Here is a 16,742-nt window from a genome sequence, read left to right as displayed (position 1 = left end):
AGTGCAGTTCTCAGCGCAGGTTTCAGCGATCCATCTGCTTGTCCGGCAAGTTGGTCCCTTCAAGGAAGTAGAACGGGTAGACCATGTTGCTGCGCGTGTTCGTCCCGCGCACCGTGTAGTCGATGAGCACGTCGATACGCCCTTCCATGGCCGCCGACGAGTCAATGACGATCTGTTCGACAGTAATCCGCGGCTCGAAGAACAGAATGGCGCGCTCGATCGCATCGCGTATCTCGGTGAGCACGCTCTCGCTGATCTCGTCGAACACGTAGGCCTTGATGCCGCATCCGAAGGTCGGCTGCATGATCCGCTCGCCCGGCACCGTCGACAGGATGATGCGCAGGCTTTCATGGATGTCAGCTTCGGCCTCCACCATCTGCGTGCGCCCCCGCGCGGCGCTGTCGCCGAATCGCGGCGGAAACGCCCAGCCAGTGCCGAGAAACGATTTGTCGGTGCTCACGCGTGCTTTCCCCCGATCCGTTTTGTTTTGACTTTCGTTCTTGCTTGCGTTGTCTGCGCCGCCAGCCTTAGCCGCCGATCAGCACCGTTGGACAGCCCATCGAAATCGCACCGCCATGCGCACAGGTATCGCCGACGCGTGCGGCCGGTTTCCCGCCGATCAGCACGCTCGTCGACCCCATGACAATGGAATCCGGCGGCCCGACGCAGAGGCAGTTGTCGGTCACGACAGCCGCCGGCAGTTTGCCGACGAGCACCGTCGGCACGCACGGACCGAGAATCGGGCCGCCCACGTGCGGAATGGGCACCGGTACGGCCGGCGTCTGCATGGGACACACGTGCATGTCAGTCAGTCGTGCGGCGAGTGGCATGTTCCTGTCTCCTTGTGATCACGCTATTTATCGAGCGAATGAACGCAAACGCGTCGCTTCAGTTGATCATGACCAGCGCGCCTTTGACGGTCGTCTGGCCGCTGGCCGAAAGCTCTGCCGTGGCCGAACCCTTTGCGGTAAAGCCCACCTTCGCCGTGCCGGTGATGTTGAGCGCCTCGCTCTTGATATCCGCCTGTGCGGTCTGTTCGATGTTCGATACCGCGCTGATGCTGACTTTGCCCTTGGCGTTGATCACGATGTCCTTCGGGCTGTCGAGCGTGATGCCGTCGGGCGTCATCTGGATCTTGTTGTTGTTCTGATCGGTCAGGCAGATCGACTTGGCGTCGTCGCTCATCTCGATGGTGTTCTTCTGCGGCGTGATGACGGTGATGACCTTCTTGTCGTCATCGAAAATGATCTTGAGCAGCCCCTTCGTCCACAACGCCTTGGTGTAGTTTTCAGCCGTCAGTTCGTAGGGCATCTTGCGTTGGCTGCTGTACAGACTGCCCAGCACGACCGGATGCGACGGGTCGCCATTGAGGTAGCCCAGTATCACTTCGTCACCGATCTCGGGAATGAAGAATGCCCCCACGCCCGACGATCCGTAGAAGCTAGCGAGACGTGCCCACACACCGGCCGTCTCCGCTTGCAAGACCTGCACCGCCACCTGAATCCGGTACTGTCCCTCGGGGTCGGCATCGAGCTTCGTGACCACACCGATTTGCAGCCCGCCGACGCCCGGCACCAGCCCCGATGCCTGAACGTTGCCCGCTCCGTGACGCTCGCTGAAGCTCTCCGGCGACAGGCCGAATTCAACATCCGAAATCCAGTTGCCGTCGGCAATGCGGTGCTGCACGGCGCTCACGTAGACGTTGCCGCTAAAACGCTTGCCCACGCCCACCAACTCGATCATCACGCCCGGTTTGGCGGCTGCATTGCCCTGAAACGACATGCGGCCACGAATACACGCGAGGGCGGCGCGCATCTGACGCGCCTCGCTCCATGATTTCAATTCGTCGCTTTGCAGCGGCACCGTCGATTGCAGCCGGAAGGTGCTCGGACTGGCCACCTGAGCAAGCTTCGCCGGTGTGAGGTCGCCCTGCTCGTAGAGCGCTTTCGCAGGCGCACTTTGCTGCACCATCGCCTGCGTTGCCGGGTCCCACGCGGCCGCTACCACGCTCTGCAACTGCGTGCGCGCGTCGACATCGGCGGAAAACGACATCAGGTCGATGCCATAGGTCACCTTGAGGACCGCTGCCGTGCTGGTCTGCGGCGGTTTGACGCTCACCGTACCGTTATCGTCGGCGATCACGAGTGCCCCGTTGGCTTCCGCACGCAATGCCATGAAGTCCCAGTCGGTGCTGTAGAACTGCACGATCTCCTGATGCTGGGTCTGCGTGCTGGTCACATCTGCCGTGAGACCGGCATCGGAAATCAGTTGACTGAGGATCGCGCTGTCCTGCTTCTGGACATAGTTGGCGTTCTTGCAGCCGATCGTCATGGCAACCGCCTTGTGCCGGCACTCGACGATCAGCCGCGCGTCGTTATTGCCCGCGATCTTGATGCCGTGCCGCACGACGATGCCGTCGAAGATTTGCGCGGTCGTGCCGCCATAGCCCGCTTTGATGACAATCGCGCTGCCGGGTGCGAAGACCTCCGTGTCGCTCACCGGGAAGTCGTCGTTAGGCATATCGCCGTCGCGCAACACGAGGCGTGCGCTGCTGACGCGTCCCACCGCGCGATCGATCTCCACGGAGATCACGCCCGCCGTATCGGGAATGGGGCTGCCCGCGCTCGTGATCGAGAGCGTCAGGACACCATTGGCGTTAGCGGCGGGAGACGTGGCCATAGCGTCAGACGAGCGGCGGAAAGCGCAGCATCATGCCGGGCACCAGCTTGCGAAAGCCGGTCAGGTTGTTAATGCGCGCGACCTCGCGGTAGTACGACGGGTCGTTGTAGATGCGGTTGCACAGCAACGGCAGCGTGTCGCCCGCAGTCACTTCGACGAGATGGCTCAGATCGGGCGAACTCAGGTTGGCCCGCAGCGCGCTCTCGGTCGCGCTCATCCAGCCGACGATGCCGAGCGTCACGCGAGCGCGCAACGGCTCGCCAGTCGGCTTGAACATCGTGTAGTCGAGCGCGATCGATTCGACCCGGCCGAAAAAGATGAACGTGCCCCACAGCAGGCGGATGTAATTCGGCTCGTGCTTCTTGCCGTCGTACTTGTAGATGACCGCCAGCAGCGCGTCGATCATGTCTTTCACGCTGCGCGAGCCGGTGCCGTCGACCACGCCGGTGCCGTCGAGCACCAGGTTCTCGATGGTGATGTTCTCGGGGCGAATGGCGCTGAAACGCGGCGTCGCACTCGGCTGCCCGAGCGTCTGCTTCTTGTTGTACTCGATGCTCAGCTTGCGCTTGTAGCCAACCGGATTGATCAGCGCCTCGAACGCCGTGCGGCTGGTGTCGACCGAAATCTGACCGCCCGAGACCTTGCACGGGGCGATGTTGAATTTTCTGCGGTTCAGGCTGGTCGCCACGAATCAACGCTCCTTCGCGCGGTCGAGCAGGTCGAGCACGAGCGCACGGCACTCCGCGAGCAGCTCTGCGCGCGCCTGAGCGTCGAGTACTGGCAAGGCCTCTGTCATATCGTCGGCCGGCGGCGCGACGTCACTCTCACCGGCGGCTCGCTGCACCAAGTTCGATTTGATGCTCAACTGGCCGATTTCAATCGACATCGTGTCACTCCATGCGGTTCGCGTAGGTGTAGCTCAGAACGATCTTCTCGATCGCCACCTGATTCTTCGTCGAGCCGAAACCTTCAATTTCCCATTTCACCGGATACGCATTGGCAAAGGTCCAGATGCGAATCGGAATATGCATTTCGTCGAGCAACTGCACCATCAGCGACTGCGGCCGTATCGGCACGATGAACTCGCCTTCGAACACCGAGCGGCACCACATGACGAGCGGCGACGTGAACGACGCAATGCCCCGCTTGAGTTCGAGATGCGGGTGTTTGACGCCCTTCGGCAACGTGTGCACAAAACGGTTCTCGCCGCCCTCGGGGACCGATTCGGTATCGAGTTCGGTGCTGATGCCGGAGACTTCCTGAAACGACGCGTCGACCGCACCGCCGGTCGTGGCGAACATCACGCGAAAGTGGAAAGCAGCAGGCGGGTACGGATCGAAAGGCGATGACGGCATGTCGGGCGCGCGCGGGCCGGTACCGGGGCGCCGTACTGCTGGCGCCCCGGTACCGGTGACCGATGGTTAGCTGTTGGCGATGGTCAACCCTTCGTGCACGATCTCGATGGTCTCGATGGCCACTTCGTTGCCTTCGGACTTCAGATCGGTGCCCGTAATTTTGGTCGGCCATGCATTGGCGAGCGTCCACACCATCGTCGGCTTGCCGGCCTCGTCGAGCAGGCTGATCGTCACCGGCACCCGCTTGATGGTGTTCATCTTGATCTGGTTAAACCAGTCCCAGAACTTGTTATCGGACTTGAACACGCCCTTCTTCATGGTCACGTTGCCGTACTTCTTCATGCCCGGCATCTTGATCACCGAGAACTCAGGGCTGTCGCCGTGGCGATACTTGATTTCTTCGGACTGCACGTCCAGGCCGCTCACTTCCTGAAACGACATGACCTGCGAATCCCACTTCACCTGAAAGTAGAACTTGGGAAGCGGCCAAACTGTGGTGGATTGTTTCGAACCGTCGTCTGCCATCACATACCTCGTCTAAAGATTGCATGCGAAAAATGCCGTGCCGGGCCAGCGCGCTCTGCGGCGCGCCGCAACATCGTCACGAACCTGCCAATCGGGGCGATCGGGTGAGATCCCCAGATGTGTGGCATCAGGACTTCTGCATTTGTTGCTCGAACGTCAGCTCGATGAATTCGGCCGGACGGCTCACCGCCACCAGCACCGACACCTTGAGCAGACCTTCGAGAATGTCGTCGCCCGTCATGGTTTCGCCGAGACCGACGAAGACCTGAAATGCGTCGTCCGGGCTCGCCCCCGCCAGACCGCCGCGCTTCCACACGCTGGTGAGGAAGTTGCGCACCATGCTCTTGATCGTGACCCACGTGTTGGCCGTGTTCGGTTCGAACACATAGGCCTTACACGCGAGCCGCAGCGATTCTTCGATCATGATCATCGTGCGGCGCACGCTCAGATATCGCCAGTCGAGGCTGTTGCCGTCGAGCGTGCGGGCACCCCACACCATCACGCCTTCGCCGATGAAGCTGCGAATGGCGTTGACTGACTTGCCGTTGGTCGGTGCGTTGAGGTCTTCCTGATCGGCATTCGAGATGCTCACGCTGGGCGACACCACGCCATTCAGGCTGACGTTGGCCGGTGCCTTCCATACGCCGCGCGTGTTGTCGACGAGCGTGTACAGCCCTGCCATGCCCGCCGACGGCGGCAGCAGATTGAGCTTCTTTTGAAGCGATTGCAGCACCTGCACGTACACATTACTGAGCGCGGCCAGCGTCTTGTGCAGCGTTTCGATGTCGTTCGGCGACATGACCGCCGGCTTGGCGGCAGGCTTCGCTGCTGCCGCCGCATCACCACCGCCCGCATCGGCAGCGGGCTTTGCGTCGGCACCACCGGCGTCAGCGGCGGCGTCCGGTTTCGCCGCAGCGGCATCGCCCCCGGCAGGCGCTGCCGGGGCGGCCGTACCGCCGAGTTGCGTCAGCACTTCCTGAATCTGCTTGGCCTTCGCCGTCGCGGCGGGCGATGCGGGCACGGGATTGAGCACAGCCGCCAGTTCTGCCGTGATCAACGTTTGCAGCTGTGCCGGGTTCGAAATCCGCGTGAAGTCGAGATCCTTCTCGGTCACGATCGACGTGTTGACCCACGGGTAATAGCCCGCGCCGAAGTCCAGAAACTCCGAGCCCACCGAATCGCGGAACGCTGTGATGGCATCGCCACCGGGCGCCTGACGGTCCCAAGATCCGTCGAAGACATCGACGATCGCGAAGCGGTTGCGCATCGTGTAACCGCAGTGCATGAGCATCGCGCGCTGCACGGTCGTGCAGTCCTGACTCGACAGGCGCACGGCTTCGGGCACCACCACCATGGTGGGTTCCTGCTCCTTGACGAGCGTATCGATACCAGCGGTCAGTTTGCCCGGGTCGATTTCGCCGTCGGCGTACGTGCCGACCGACACGATGTAGCACGGGCCGCCACCGTTCTGGAAGAACAGCAGCATGCTGTAGTACAGCAGGTATTCCGTGCCCTGCGGTGTGAACTTGAACGGCTTGCGCGCGCCGGTCGCGCCGATGAAGAGATCGGTCACCACCGGGCGTGCCGGCTTGGCGTCGCCACCCGCATCGGCAGCCGCTGCGTCGCCGCCGTCCGCCTTCTTGGCAGCCGCCGGTGCGCTCGGTGCTGCCGGCACCGCGTCGAGCGAGTAGCTCGTGGCAGGTGCGCCACCGAAGTACGTCACGAATTCCGCCATCGAGCTGATACGCCACGGCGTATTGGCCAGCGGCGTGCCCTTGTTATCGGCGAACTGGGTATAGCCGATGAATGCCGGGACGGCCGTGGCGACTTCCACCACGGAGTTGGGAAACGCATTTTGTTCGACTACGTATACGCCTGGTGTTTTGTATTGCGCCATGGTTCACCTCGGTCAACGATATCAATTGATGTAGATCTCGGACACCCGAACTGCCGGGGTCATTGCCGCCTTCTGCCGCGCCTGCCCTTCCTGCCGTTGCTTTGTCTCCATCCCCTGCTGAATCACGCTGCCAACTTCGGCATTGGGCAGTCTCCGGATCAACACGCGTTCACCCGACCGGCCCCGTTCCCGCAACTGAAAACGCTGCGGGTATTGCTGCTGCATTGCAATTTCCTGTTCGCTCTCGAACACCAGCGCACGACGGCCGCCACTGCGCGGCTCGCTACCGGTGGCCACAAAACTGACTTTCTCGTCGAGATCGACAATAGCCAACGCGTCGTTCTCGGCATCGCAAACGTAGTAGTAGCGCCAGCGGGTCGAGCGCGCGGCGAAGTTGGCGATGTAGTCGACCCCGGCCTTGTTGACAGAAGTGTTCGCCACCTGATCGGCGAGATCGATCTGTACGACCAGCACCGGAGGACTGAGTCTGTCGGCGCGTTCCAGATGGGGGGCCAGCGACGGCGCGATGACCGGCAAGGCGTTCGTCGCATCGACGGTCTCGCCGGCATGCAGCCGCTGCGTGAGTGCACCGTCGATTCGCACGCTCGCCGCGCTTTGCAGGAAATAGACGGCTGCGCCGCCGGTCAACGCCGGTGCTGTGTAGCGGGAAAAGTGATCGTCTTTCGCATACCACTTGACGGTGGCGACGGCCTCGCCGGGCTTCAAACCGCCCAGCAGAACATCGCGACGGCGAGTTTCGCAAAAGAACGCAACGCCATGCCGGTGTGGAATCACGAGCAGGTCGCGGCGACGCACCCAATCCGTGGTCTCAGGTGTCAGGGCAAAACGCGCCCATGGCAGCGAAGCGTTTGGCTGCGGCCAGTAGGCGTGGGCGAGATCAACGGTGAACAAGCACGCATACGGTAACGCGGCTGTCCCGGTGGACGTAGCGGACATGGGGCGCTCTCCGGGCCGGGTCAGTGATTGAGCGCCGGTACAGGCGTGCGCACCGTCGGCACGGTACCGACGACATCGCCGGTATCGGGGGCCATCAGGCGCACCTTGTACAGCACCGACGGCAGATATTTGCCGCCAAGCATCGTCCACAGATTGCTGAGTTCGCGAATATTGAGGTTCTCGATCTCAAGTACCAGCCGGTCGATGCGCGCATCGAGTGATGGCGACGACTGGTGGTCGAAGACCGGATAACGCTGGAAGAACTGGATCGCGCCGGAGATCAGTTTGAGCGAATCCTCGTAATTGCCGCCGGTGTAGTTGGCAGCCACCATCACGTAGAGATTCAGGTAGAGCGGCGCGACGGTGGCCGTCACGCGCGACGCGCCGGCGTCACCCGGCAAAGACTGGCGATAGGGGCCCGTGTCTCGTTCGATATGCGTGAGGAACACGACCAAACGGTTGTTCGTGTCGGCAATGGCATGCCCGTGCATATCCACGAGACCGGACATCGTCACGATGTCTTCGGTGAGTGTGTAGGCTTGTTTTAAATATTCGTTGAGCCGCCCCGCCAGGTGGCCCACAGCAGCGTTAATCATGGTTCCCCGATACCGTTCGCAATCCAGTTGCTTATCTGATTCGGTACAACACTTACGACTACCGGCACTGCTTTGTCGTTATTTTTCCTACGCCGTCTTGGTTAGCGAAACGAAATATCCGATATGTTCGGCATTCCTGAGCGTTTCAGCGTCCCGCTTTCATTTTTTGCTGCGGAACTGTAGCACATGAGCACGGCGTTTTGCTCGGCGATAGAAAAACGAAGGCCGGCAACGTTTGCGCGCCGGCCTTTCACTTCCTTCCCTTCCTCCTCCTGTCACTCGAGTAACGCCCGCAATGCAGGCGGCAATCCGGCATTGTCTTTTCTCGGCGGGCGCTGGAAGCTGCCGCCCGTCGCCGTCCCCGGTTGCAGCGCCATCAACGATTCGCAGTGCCTGACCGCGCTGGAGACGCCATCGACAACGGGCACCGGAATCTGCCCGCGCAACTGGCGTGCCAGCCCGGCCAGCGGTGCCCCGGCGACGATGATGACGTCGGCCCCGTCTTGCTCCACCGCCATCTGGCTCAGCTCGATGAGCCGGGCCGCATGATCTTCCTGAACCGTGGCAATGTCGCTCAGCGGTGACGTGAGACTGCGAATGCTCGCCAGCCGCGACGACAAACCGTTTGCTGCCACGCACTCGCGGTACCACGCCTGAATGCGGTGAGAAATGGCAATGATCGAGAACCGGTTGCCGAGCAGGCAGGCACTCGCCAGCGCGGCTTCGGTCATGCCGACGACCGGTACATCGAACAACTCCTTGATGCCGCCCAAGCCGGGATCGCCGAAGGCCGCCACGACGAGGCCATCGAACGTTCCTGCGCGCTCGGCTGCGGCACATGCCGTCGCATAGCCACCCGTCAGCGCCTCGAAGCGCGTTTCGATATACGCCACACCGAATTGCGCGGTGGCAAACGACAGCGCCGTGTCAGGTGAAGCTGCCCGGCGGGCTTCCGCCTCGATCAGCGCCGTCACGCTGGTGGAAATATTGGGGTTGATCACGAGCAAGCGCATCGCGTCGTCTCCTTGTCTGTGCGTCACACCAGCGACGGGGCGTCGGCAGGCAAAAACTGCCCGCGTCCCGGCGTCGGTTCAAGGTATTGGCGATTGGCAACCAGTTGCTCGCCCCGCGAGAAACAATGCACCGGCCAGCCGGTCACTTCCCTGCCCTCGTACGGCGTGTAGTCGACGGCGTGATGCAACGCGTCGTTCGTGATCTGCACGCGGGCATCCGGATCCCACAACACGATGTCGGCGTCCGCCCCGATGGCAATCGTGCCTTTGCGCGGGTACAGGCCATACAGCCGTGCCGGACGATACGACGTCAGCTCGACAAACTTGTGTAGCGACAATCGCCCCTGACGTACGCCGTCGAACAGCAGCGGCAACCGCGTTTCAATGCCGGGGATGCCGTTGGGAATGTGTTCGAACGACTGCGCGTTGCCGCCCGGCTTCTTGCCCTGCGGATCGTCGTAGTTGAACGGTGCGTGGTCTGATGAAAACACCGAGAACACGCCCTGTTTCAACGCTTTCCAGACCGCTTCCTGATTGTCGGAATCTCGCGGCGGCGGGCTGCACACGCATTTCGCACCGGCATAGCCGTCGTCGCCCGGATGCCCCATATCGTCAGCCGTGAGGTAGAGATACTGCGGACACGTCTCGGCGAGAATCGGCATGCCACGCCCTTGCGCCCAGCGAATTTGCCCGATCGCATCCTTTCCGGACACATGCACGATCAGAATCGGCACATCGACCAGCTCGGCAAACGTGATCGCCCGATGGGTGGCTTCGCGCTCGACCGCGGCGGGGCGTGCCAGCCCGTGAAACTTCGGCGCGATACGGCCTTGCCCGACCAACTTGTCCGTCAACCACGCGATGCAATCCGAGTTCTCCGCGTGCACCATCACCAGCGCACCATGCTCGCGGGCCACCGAGAGCACCTCCAGAATTTCTCGATCCGATAGCTTCAGATCGTCGTAAGTCATGTAGATCTTGAACGAGGTGTAGCCTTCCTGAATCAGCTGCGGAAGTTCTTCGCGCAGTACCTTCTCCGTGGGGTCGGCAACGATCAGGTGGAAGCCGTAATCCACCACAGCGCGCCCGTTCGCCCGCTGGTGATAGTCCTCGACGGCGGCCCTGAGCGAACCGCCCTTCTCCTGCGCGGCGAACGGAATCACTGTGGTCGTGCCGCCGCAAACGGCCGCCCGCGTCCCGGTGAAAAAGTCATCGGCCATGCGTAGGCCGTCGGGCATCGGTTGATCAAGGTGGCAGTGCCCGTCGACACCACCCGGCATGGCAAGCAAGCCCGTCGCATCGACTTCACGCTTGCCCGGGCCGAGTCGACGGCCGAGGGCAACGATAACGCCGTCGCTCACGCCGATGTCAGTCTGGAAGCGATCGGACGCGGTCACCACGTCGGCATTGCGAATGACCAGATCAAAGGGTTGGTCGCCTGAATACGCATTCGTCATCGCATCACTCCCCTGTGGCGAACAGTTGTCCCCACTCGGACAACGCACGGGTATCCAAGCCGGCGATCTTCATCGATTTCCAGATCACCGTCGAAATCGTGTCGTACACCGGAATCCCGGTCTGCGCTTCGAGTGCGCGTGCCAGCGGCGCGGCATGCAGATTGGTGCAGAACGTGGTGATGGCTTGCGGACGTTGCCCGGCCACTTCATTCACGAGGCGCGTGAGCGTGTCGCCGTCGACTTCGGAGAATTCGAAATTCTTGCGCAGGTTCAGGTGACGCTCCGCCGTGCACTGAATGCCCTTGCGCGCGTAGTTGGCGATGATCCGCTGCTGCACGTCCTCCAGATACGGCGTGACGAGGCCGAGTTCCTTGACACCGGTTTGTTCGAGAATCTCGTTGAGCGCCAGCACGGACGTCGTCGCAGGAATACCCGTCGCCTCGGTGATCTGGCGGCACAGGGCTTCATCGGTCTCGAACCCGAGCCAGCCCGCCGACGTGCCGTTCCAGGCGATGACGTCGACTTCGGCATCGGCAAGCAACTTCGCGGCGTCGAGAATCTTGTCGAGATCGAACTGGCCGAGCGCCGTCGAACCCAGCGAAATTTCGGTCACACGAAAGCGTGAAAAATGGACACTGACATCGGGCAGCCCGGCAACCATGGCACTGGTGATGGGTTCCAGCGCGGTGTTGGAGGACGGCGTAAGCATGCCAAGCAAAGTGCGGGAGTTTTTTGTCATTGTCGTTTCAAAGCAAAAAGCGGAGAGGCAAAGATCGGCCGCTACAAGCGCGAGCCGATCCGGCAAATCGGTGAATCAGACAGGGAGTTTTCTTTCGTAATCGATCAACGTGGAGCACACGAGCAAGCCCACGCCGGCGGCCGCAAAGAACATCAGCGCGAGAAAGTACGAGCCGGTGGTCTGCACGATCAGGCCGACGATCAGCGGCACGCTGATACCGCCGATGTTGCCGCCGAGATTCATCACGCCGCCGAGGAAACCAATCTTGTTGCGGGTGCCGAGAATCGACGGAATGCACCAGTACAAGCCACACCAGCGAAGGAAGAAGAGCGTCGAGGACAGCAACACGACGGTCACCACGTCGCTGGTGACATACGCCACCGAGAAGATCGATGCGGTGGCGATGACAGCGGCAATACCGAAGAGCGTGCGCATCACCTTGTTGGGCGAGCCGCCGGCCGCTTTCCACTTGTCGCCGATCCAGCCGCCGATCAACTCACCGACGAAACCGCAGAAGAAGATGATGAAACTCGCGCCGCCCATCTGCTTGATGTCGAAGCCGTGCACCTTGTGCAGATAGTTCGGCATCCACGTCAGCAAGCCGTAGAACACAGTGTTGAAGCACATCCAGCCGAGGGCCATGCACCAGACCGAGCGGTATTTGAAGAAATCCATCGAGCGGCCCGACAGGTTCTCCGGCTCGGCGCGGTGCTCGGACGCCTGCGCCATCTCGATGTAGTTGGCCTCTTCTTCGTTCACGGCCGGGTGTTCACGCGGTGAATTGCGGATGTAGCGCCATGCCAGATACCCCGCGAGCATCGTGCCGACACCTGCCACGACAAACGCGAGACGCCATGAGCCCAACACGGTGATCAGCCACGTGATGATGATCGCGCCCAGTGCCGCCCCCAGCGGCGCGCCGCCGTCGAGCAAGGTGGCGCCGCGGCCGCGCTCGTTCTGGGTCATCCAGATGGCATTGAGCTTGCCGCCCGCCGGATAGATCGGTGCCTCGGCGGCGCCCAGCCCGAAGCGGGTCAGCAGCAGCGTGGTGGCGCTGGTGCAAAACGCCGCAGCGGCCTGAAACAGCCCCCAGAAGACGGTCGCCAGCGCAATGACGATGCGCGGCTTGTACTTGTCGGCGAGCATGCCGCCCGGAATCTGCATGACGGCATACGTCCAGAAGAAGCCGCTCAGAATCAGCCCCTCCATCGCCGGCGTGAGGTCGAATTCTTTCGAGATCAACGGCATCGCCACCGACAACGACGCGCGGTCGATGTAGTTCACGGCGATGAGGAACAGCATCAGAAAAAAGATCTTCCAGCGAACCGTGCTCTTCGCGCCGGTCAGCGTTGCGGCCCTGCTTGTCGACTGCATGGTGAATCTCCCGATTAGATGACTTGAGTACCGTCGTCGCGCAACTTGGGAGTGAGTATAGAATCTGTAATCTGTAATTACAACGTCGGTAAATAATTGATTTTATTGAGATGATACGTAGGGATTTCCCTATATGGTAGGATCTTTTCGACACTGATAATTGATAACGAGACACCGTGGCCCTCCCGCTCCAGCACTCCCCCAGACTTCGCACGCTCGGTATGTCCGCCGAGATCGCTGCCCGCCTTCGCGTGATGATTGAAGAAGGCGAACTCCCGCCCGGCGAACGCATCGATGAGAAGGCGCTTTGCGAGCTTTTCGATGTTTCGAAGACGCCCTTGCGCGAGGCGTTGAAGACACTGGTGTCGGAGGGACTGGTACTGCACCGGCAGTACATCGGCTACCGCGTGGCACCGCTCGATCTGGAGGAGTTGCGCGCCACCTTCGAGACGCTGCATGGACTGGAGCGCACCGCGGGCGAATTGGCCGCGATACGCCTCACGGATGTGGCGCTACGGACGCTTGAAAAGAAGCATCTTCAGATGCTCGACGCGCACAGCAAGGGGAATCGCACCGACTACTTCCGCATCAATCAGGAGATTCATCAACTGATCGTCGACGGTGCGGCCAACCCGGTGCTGTCATCGATTTATGCGGCGTTGATGAGCAAGGTTCACCGCGCGCGTGGTGCGGCAAATGCCGATCATTTGCGTTGGCAGGAATCGCACGAAGAGCATGAGCAGATCATGCGTGCGCTGAGAGAGGATGGCCGCCCGCGGCTGGGTGCAGTGCTCAAGGCGCACTCCGAGAATACGGCCACGGAGGTGCTCACCGTCGTGGCGGAGGCGATTCGCAAGGGCGATTAACATCGCCGGCCGTTCAGGGGCAGACGTTCAGGCGTTTGCGCCCTGCCCCGGCACCGTAAATCCCGATTGGCGCGTCGCCGCAAGACTTGCGTCGTAGCGCTCGCCCATGCCACCCAGCGCGACCGTTGCGCGACGTGCCCCATCGAGTAACGCCGTCAGCGCCTGTTTAACCGCTGACGCCATGTCGAAGCGCGCTTTCGGTCCCGAGAGCGTCAGCGCACCGACGAACTCACCGCTCGCCCCAAACACCGGCACCGACACCGAGGCTGTTTCTGGATCGCGTTCGCCGAACGAGACGGCCCAGAGACGCTCGCGCACGTCGTCCCAACGCGGATCGTCGCTCTCCGTGAACGCGAGCAACACCTTCCCCGAAGCGCCTTTCGAAATCGGAAACTCTTCGCCGATTCGGATCGACACGCGCACCGCGCGCGTCGGCTCCACCCGGTACAGCACCAATCGTTGGTCGCCCTGACGGACATACAACGAAGCCGTCTCGCCCAGTTCACGGCTCAACTGCTGAAGGATTGGCTCGATCACCGGCCCGACTTGAAACGACCGCTGATAGCGCGCTGCGAGACGCAGCGGCTGTGGCCCGATGGCATAGCGCCCGTCGCCGAGCTTGCGAATGAAACCACCGTGTTCAAGCGCACCGAGCAATCGCAGCACCGTGCTCTTGTAGAGATCGGTGCGCAGCGAGATTTCGGTGAGCGTCAAACCATCCTCAGATGGGCCGAACGCGTTGAGGATCGCGAATGCTCGATCCAGCACGGCCACCCCGCTGCCACCGTCCGACGCTTGCGCCGTCATGTCCGATTCCTCGTGTGCCACTCGCGTCCCCTGTCATGAATTCGTTGAATGCGGCCACTCTACAGTTCTATCGGATAGAACACAAGTTCCATAAAATGAGGAAAATACGGGTTTACCCAACTTAAATACCGCCGATGATGCCCGTATAGTTCTATCAAATAGAACGTAGTTCTTTCTGATAGAACTAACAGGAGTCTCCGAATGACACAATCTTCCGCCCCGCGAGTCCTCGTGAGCGAAGTCGGCCCTCGCGACGGACTGCAAAGTTTGAAGCGCGTGATGCCGACCGCCGCCAAGCTGCGCTGGATTTCCGCGCTTGCTGCCGCCGGTCTCAAAGAAATCGAAGTCGGCTCGTTCGTGCCGGCCAAGTTGTTGCCGCAGATGGCCGACATCCACGACGTCGTCGCCCATGCCCTGTCGATTCCGGGCCTTCGCGTGGCCGTGCTCGCCCCAAACCTGCGTGGCTCGCAAGCGGCGTTCGAAGCCGGCGTGCATAAGTTGACGTTGCCCGTCTCGGTCACCGACGAGCATTCGATGGCCAACATTCGCAAGACCACGGCGCAGATGATCGAAGAAGTGCGCGAAATCGTGGCGCTGCGCGACGCGCGTTTCCCCGGCATCGAAATCGAAGCCGGGGTTTCGGTGGCATTTGGTTGCACGATTGCGGGCAACGTCACCGATGACCAGACCCTGCGCATGTGTCTCGCCGTGGCCGAGTGCGGTGTCGACGAAGTGGGCTTGTCGGATACCAGCGGATACGCCAACCCGGTGCAGGTCCGCCGGCTGTTCCGTCGCTTGCAGGCCGAAGTGGGCAGCAAGGCGGGCGGCGCGCATTTTCACAATACGCGCGGCCAAGGGCTGGCCAACGTGATTGCCGCACTCGATGCCGGCGTGACGACCATCGATGCGAGTCAGGCCGGGCTTGGCGGATGTCCGTACGCGCCCGGCGCGACCGGCAACATCGTGACGGAGGATCTGGTGTTTCTGCTCGAAGCGATGGGCTACGACACCGGTATCGACGTCGACGCCCTTGCCGCAGCGCGTGCCGTGCTGGCCGAATCCCTGCCCGGTGAAGCGTTGTACGGCCACGTGCAGGATGCCGGGCTGCCGAAGGGTTTCCACTACGCCGACGGACGCGCCCCCAGCGCACCGCAACCGGAAGGCTGCTTGCTCGGAGACGCGCAATGAGCGGGGTAAAAAGCGAACAATCGCTGCCGTACAGCGGCGTGCGCGTCGTCGAGATGACGCACATGGTGATGGGCCCGACGTGTGGCATGGTGCTGGCCGACCTCGGCGCGGAAGTCATCAAGGTCGAGCCGATCACCGGTGACAGCACGCGCAATCTGCGCGGGTCCGGTGCGGGGTTCTTCAGTACGTTCAATCGCAACAAGAAGAGTCTGGCCGTCGATCTGAAAGACCCTCGCGGCGTCGAGATCGTGCACCGGTTGCTCGCCAACGCCGATGTCTTCAGTGAGAACTTCAAGAGCGGGACGATGGACAAGCTCGGGCTGGGTTACGACACGCTCTCCCGGCTCAATCCGCGACTCGTCTACGTATCGCACAAAGGCTTTTTGCCCGGCCCGTACGACCATCGCACGGCGCTCGACGAAGTCGTGCAGATGATGGGCGGTCTGGCGTACATGACGGGGCCGGAAGGCAAGCCGTTGCGAGCCGGTGCCAGCGTCAACGATGTCATGGGCGGCATGTTCGGTGCCATCGGCGCGATGGCAGCATTGGCGCAGCGCGAGCGCACTGGCCAAGGGCAGGAAGTGCAGAGCGCGCTGTTCGAGAACAACGTCTTCCTGATGGCGCAGCACATGATGCAGTTCGCCGTGACGGGGCGCCCCGCCGCACCGATGCCGAGCCGTATTTCCGCGTGGGCGGTGTACGACGTCTTCACCGTCAAGGATGGCGAACAGATCTTTCTGGCGGTGGTCTCCGATACGCAGTGGGCACTGTTCTGCGACGCGTTCGGCTTGCCTGCGTTCAAGGCGGACGAACGGCTCGCCACGAACAACCAGCGTGTGCAGGCGCGTGAGTGGCTGATGCCGCAACTTCGCCAGCATATGGAAGCGTTCAGCGCGGCACACATTGGCGCCGTCTTCGAGCGTGCCGGACTGCCTTATGCGCCGATCACGAAGCCGCAGGCGTTGTTCGACGATCCGCATTTGCTGGCCACCGGCGGTCTGGCTGAAGTCACGTTGCCCCCTGACGCCAGTGCCGCAGGGGAATCGGTCACAACGCGCACCGCGCTGCTGCCGATCACGCTGGCGGGCGAGCGGTTGCCACTGCGCGCCGCGCCGCCTTCGCTTGGGCAAGACACACAGGCTTTGCTGACCCAACTGGGCTACTCGCCGGACGACATCGGGCGTCTTGCCGATGCCGGTGTCGTCCGATGCGCGGCATCACACGCCGACGCAGTGTCGGCAGCGCCGCCATCACCGACTGAACTTGCCAGCGCCTGAACCCCTGATTTC

Annotated in this window: 18 protein-coding genes; 3 read left to right on the top strand and 15 right to left on the bottom strand. The window is 61.9% G+C overall.

Features of this window, described 5'->3' with window-relative positions:
• Nucleotides 1-22 precede the first annotated feature (22 nt).
• The 14 genes from CDV46_RS24930 to CDV46_RS24865 form a co-directional block, all read right to left on the bottom strand.
• Entirely contained in the window at nt 23-460 is a 438-nt protein-coding gene (locus tag CDV46_RS24930; protein WP_087725658.1) for a GPW/gp25 family protein, read from the bottom strand.
• A gap of 67 nt (nt 461-527) precedes the next feature.
• Nucleotides 528-830, bottom strand: coding sequence for a PAAR domain-containing protein (locus CDV46_RS24925; protein ID WP_087687614.1), 303 nt, complete (start codon nt 828-830; stop codon nt 528-530).
• Between the two features lie 58 nt (nt 831-888).
• On the bottom strand, nt 889-2,679 hold the full coding sequence (vgrG, locus tag CDV46_RS24920; RefSeq protein WP_087725657.1) for a type VI secretion system tip protein VgrG: 1,791 nt from the start codon (nt 2,677-2,679) through the stop codon (nt 889-891).
• 4 nt (nt 2,680-2,683) lie between these two features.
• Nucleotides 2,684-3,367 carry a CIS tube protein gene (locus tag CDV46_RS24915; RefSeq protein WP_087687616.1) on the bottom strand — a complete coding sequence of 228 codons (684 nt, stop codon included), beginning with the start codon at nt 3,365-3,367 and terminating at the stop codon, nt 2,684-2,686.
• 3 nt (nt 3,368-3,370) lie between these two features.
• Nucleotides 3,371-3,565, bottom strand: coding sequence for a DUF5908 family protein (locus CDV46_RS24910; RefSeq protein ID WP_087725655.1), 195 nt, complete (start codon nt 3,563-3,565; stop codon nt 3,371-3,373).
• Nucleotides 3,566-3,569: 4 nt separating this feature from the next.
• A complete protein-coding gene (locus CDV46_RS24905; protein WP_087687618.1) occupies nt 3,570-4,034 on the bottom strand; it encodes a phage tail protein in 465 nt (154 codons plus the stop codon).
• A gap of 66 nt (nt 4,035-4,100) precedes the next feature.
• Complete coding sequence (locus tag CDV46_RS24900) at nt 4,101-4,559, bottom strand: phage tail protein (RefSeq protein WP_039398341.1); 459 nt, start codon at nt 4,557-4,559, stop codon at nt 4,101-4,103.
• 127 nt (nt 4,560-4,686) lie between these two features.
• Entirely contained in the window at nt 4,687-6,456 is a 1,770-nt protein-coding gene (locus CDV46_RS27530) for a phage tail sheath family protein (RefSeq protein WP_087725653.1), read from the bottom strand.
• Nucleotides 6,457-6,477: 21 nt separating this feature from the next.
• Entirely contained in the window at nt 6,478-7,413 is a 936-nt protein-coding gene (locus tag CDV46_RS24890) for a hypothetical protein (protein WP_087725651.1), read from the bottom strand.
• 20 nt (nt 7,414-7,433) lie between these two features.
• Entirely contained in the window at nt 7,434-8,009 is a 576-nt protein-coding gene (locus CDV46_RS24885) for a DUF4255 domain-containing protein (protein WP_087725649.1), read from the bottom strand.
• Nucleotides 8,010-8,284: 275 nt separating this feature from the next.
• Complete coding sequence (locus tag CDV46_RS24880) at nt 8,285-9,022, bottom strand: aspartate/glutamate racemase family protein (protein WP_087725646.1); 738 nt, start codon at nt 9,020-9,022, stop codon at nt 8,285-8,287.
• Nucleotides 9,023-9,045: 23 nt separating this feature from the next.
• Nucleotides 9,046-10,479: a dihydropyrimidinase gene (gene hydA / locus CDV46_RS24875; protein WP_087725645.1), complete on the bottom strand. Its 1,434-nt coding sequence runs from the start codon at nt 10,477-10,479 to the stop codon at nt 9,046-9,048.
• 4 nt (nt 10,480-10,483) lie between these two features.
• On the bottom strand, nt 10,484-11,218 hold the full coding sequence (locus CDV46_RS24870; protein WP_087687623.1) for a maleate cis-trans isomerase family protein: 735 nt from the start codon (nt 11,216-11,218) through the stop codon (nt 10,484-10,486).
• A gap of 75 nt (nt 11,219-11,293) precedes the next feature.
• Nucleotides 11,294-12,592, bottom strand: a complete 1,299-nt coding sequence (locus CDV46_RS24865; RefSeq protein ID WP_087725643.1) for an MFS transporter — start codon at nt 12,590-12,592, stop codon at nt 11,294-11,296.
• Between the two features lie 221 nt (nt 12,593-12,813).
• On the opposite strand from CDV46_RS24865, the gene CDV46_RS24860 reads away from it, so the two are divergent.
• Nucleotides 12,814-13,458: a GntR family transcriptional regulator gene (locus CDV46_RS24860; RefSeq protein ID WP_087687625.1), complete on the top strand. Its 645-nt coding sequence runs from the start codon at nt 12,814-12,816 to the stop codon at nt 13,456-13,458.
• Between the two features lie 27 nt (nt 13,459-13,485).
• Here the strand turns inward: CDV46_RS24860 and CDV46_RS24855 are convergent, their stop codons facing one another.
• Nucleotides 13,486-14,265 (bottom strand): IclR family transcriptional regulator, encoded by a 780-nt coding sequence (locus tag CDV46_RS24855; RefSeq protein ID WP_087725640.1) that lies wholly within the window; start codon nt 14,263-14,265, stop codon nt 13,486-13,488.
• Nucleotides 14,266-14,466: 201 nt separating this feature from the next.
• Here CDV46_RS24855 and CDV46_RS24850 point away from each other — a divergent pair, with 201 nt between their 5' ends.
• The gene (locus CDV46_RS24850) at nt 14,467-15,453 is read left to right on the top strand and encodes a hydroxymethylglutaryl-CoA lyase (RefSeq protein WP_087725638.1); all 987 of its coding nucleotides are present in this window, start codon (nt 14,467-14,469) and stop codon (nt 15,451-15,453) included.
• Nucleotides 15,450-16,730 carry a CaiB/BaiF CoA transferase family protein gene (locus CDV46_RS24845; RefSeq protein ID WP_087687628.1) on the top strand — a complete coding sequence of 427 codons (1,281 nt, stop codon included), beginning with the start codon at nt 15,450-15,452 and terminating at the stop codon, nt 16,728-16,730. The genes CDV46_RS24850 and CDV46_RS24845 overlap by 4 nt, the downstream gene beginning before the upstream one ends.
• The last annotated feature ends 12 nt before the right edge of the window (nt 16,731-16,742 follow it).

Source organism: Pandoraea sp. PE-S2T-3, assembly GCF_002179965.1.
In the GTDB taxonomy this organism is placed as follows: Bacteria; Pseudomonadota; Gammaproteobacteria; order Burkholderiales; family Burkholderiaceae; genus Pandoraea.
Note: the sequence above shows the minus strand (reverse complement) of the source record. Positions and strands in the feature narration are given on the sequence as shown.

Excerpts from the sequence above, each read along its gene's own strand:
- CDV46_RS24910 (WP_087725655.1), bottom strand. The coding sequence starts at position 3,565 with ATGTCGATTGAAATCGGCCAGTTGAGCATCAAATCGAACTTGGTGCAG.
- CDV46_RS24850 (WP_087725638.1), top strand. The coding sequence starts at position 14,467 with ATGACACAATCTTCCGCCCCGCGAGTCCTCGTGAGCGAAGTCGGCCCT.
- CDV46_RS24890 (WP_087725651.1), bottom strand. The coding sequence starts at position 7,413 with ATGTCCGCTACGTCCACCGGGACAGCCGCGTTACCGTATGCGTGCTTG.
- CDV46_RS24880 (WP_087725646.1), bottom strand. The coding sequence starts at position 9,022 with ATGCGCTTGCTCGTGATCAACCCCAATATTTCCACCAGCGTGACGGCG.
- CDV46_RS24855 (WP_087725640.1), bottom strand. The coding sequence starts at position 14,265 with ATGACGGCGCAAGCGTCGGACGGTGGCAGCGGGGTGGCCGTGCTGGAT.
- CDV46_RS27530 (WP_087725653.1), bottom strand. The coding sequence starts at position 6,456 with ATGGCGCAATACAAAACACCAGGCGTATACGTAGTCGAACAAAATGCG.
- CDV46_RS24885 (WP_087725649.1), bottom strand. The coding sequence starts at position 8,009 with ATGATTAACGCTGCTGTGGGCCACCTGGCGGGGCGGCTCAACGAATAT.
- CDV46_RS24870 (WP_087687623.1), bottom strand. The coding sequence starts at position 11,218 with ATGACAAAAAACTCCCGCACTTTGCTTGGCATGCTTACGCCGTCCTCC.
- hydA (WP_087725645.1), bottom strand. The coding sequence starts at position 10,479 with ATGACGAATGCGTATTCAGGCGACCAACCCTTTGATCTGGTCATTCGC.
- CDV46_RS24845 (WP_087687628.1), top strand. The coding sequence starts at position 15,450 with ATGAGCGGGGTAAAAAGCGAACAATCGCTGCCGTACAGCGGCGTGCGC.
- CDV46_RS24925 (WP_087687614.1), bottom strand. The coding sequence starts at position 830 with ATGCCACTCGCCGCACGACTGACTGACATGCACGTGTGTCCCATGCAG.
- CDV46_RS24860 (WP_087687625.1), top strand. The coding sequence starts at position 12,814 with ATGTCCGCCGAGATCGCTGCCCGCCTTCGCGTGATGATTGAAGAAGGC.
- CDV46_RS24865 (WP_087725643.1), bottom strand. The coding sequence starts at position 12,592 with ATGCAGTCGACAAGCAGGGCCGCAACGCTGACCGGCGCGAAGAGCACG.
- vgrG (WP_087725657.1), bottom strand. The coding sequence starts at position 2,679 with ATGGCCACGTCTCCCGCCGCTAACGCCAATGGTGTCCTGACGCTCTCG.
- CDV46_RS24905 (WP_087687618.1), bottom strand. The coding sequence starts at position 4,034 with ATGCCGTCATCGCCTTTCGATCCGTACCCGCCTGCTGCTTTCCACTTT.
- CDV46_RS24900 (WP_039398341.1), bottom strand. The coding sequence starts at position 4,559 with ATGGCAGACGACGGTTCGAAACAATCCACCACAGTTTGGCCGCTTCCC.